Here is a 1,120-nt window from a genome sequence, read left to right as displayed (position 1 = left end):
GGGGGGGGGGGGGTGTCTTTTGTGCGGGGGGGGTGCCCGGCCCCCCCCCCCCCCGGGGGGGGGGGCCGGGGGTGGGGGGGCCCCCCCCCCCCCCCCCCCCCCCCAACACGGCCTTCCCCGCCCTCTTGGGCGAGGGGTGAGCCCTTGGACCGTCCGATAGGACGGTCCAAGGAGATAGCTCGCTCCGCCGTAGGTGGCAGCGTGCCCGGAGTCCAGCGCGGTTGGCGGCGGGCGGACGTGGGCGCGGTCGACGGCGCCGGTCGGGAGTACAGGCGGTCAGAACTCTCCGCTGGCCAGTCCGCGGGCGGCGAACTCGGAGATCAGGTGGTCCATGACCAGTTCCTCCGCCTGCTCACTGCTGAGGGTCTCGGCCGGGCCTTCGCCGGAGCGGCGGACCTCCCACCGGCCGTCGCCCAGCGGCCGGGCGCTGCCGATGTGGCGGTGGCGGACCAGAACGGCTACGAAGTCGGCGACGAGGTCGTGGTCCGCCAACACAGTGGTGCTCATGTAGTACTCCGCTGGGTGCATCGAGGTGGGGCGAGAAGGGAAGGGGGGAGCTTGCGGTCACCGGTGTGGTGGCGGTGGCTTGTCGGTCCGCAGGGCCTGGAGGATGTCGGCGATCCGGTCGTTCGACACCGTTAGCCCCTGGCTGCGGATTCCATCGCCGACCACCCTTCGGGTGATCCGCCCAGCCTCTGCCGCCGCTTGGCGGCCAGCCCGTAGAAGCTCCGGGTCCAAGTCGTTTGCCGGACCACCGGACCGAGCGGACGGACCACCACCGCCCGGACCACCGGCCGCCGGACCACCGGACCGAGTAGACGGACCACCCTCCGCCGAACCACCAGGACTGACCGACGGACCACCACCGCCCGGACCACCGGCCGCCGGACCACCGGACCAAGCGGACGGCACGGACGAACCACCCTCCGCCGGACCACCAGCACTGCCCGACGGACCACCACCGCCCGGACCACCGGACCGAGCAGACGGACCACCCTCCACCGGACCACCGGACCGAGCAGACGGACCACCCTCCACCGGACCACCGGACCAAGCGGACGGACCACCCTCCACCGGACCACCGGACCAAGCGGACGGCACGGACAGCACGGACGAACCA

The 1,120-nt window shown here is 73.2% G+C and carries 1 protein-coding gene; it reads right to left on the bottom strand.

All coding sequences use genetic code 11. From position 1 onward, the window contains the following. Positions 1 to 276 precede the first annotated feature (276 nt). Complete coding sequence (locus tag ACIRRH_RS32100; RefSeq protein ID WP_403074343.1) at positions 277 to 507, bottom strand: hypothetical protein; 231 nt, start codon at positions 505 to 507, stop codon at positions 277 to 279. Positions 508 to 1,120 lie beyond the last annotated feature (613 nt).

This window comes from Kitasatospora sp. NPDC101235 (assembly GCF_044767505.1).
Taxonomy (GTDB): domain Bacteria; phylum Actinomycetota; class Actinomycetes; order Streptomycetales; family Streptomycetaceae; genus Kitasatospora.
Note: the sequence above shows the minus strand (reverse complement) of the source record. Positions and strands in the feature narration are given on the sequence as shown.

Bases quoted from the DNA above. Each gene is read 5' to 3' on its own strand.
- ACIRRH_RS32100 (WP_403074343.1), bottom strand. From the start codon at position 507: ATGAGCACCACTGTGTTGGCGGACCACGACCTCGTCGCCGACTTCGTA.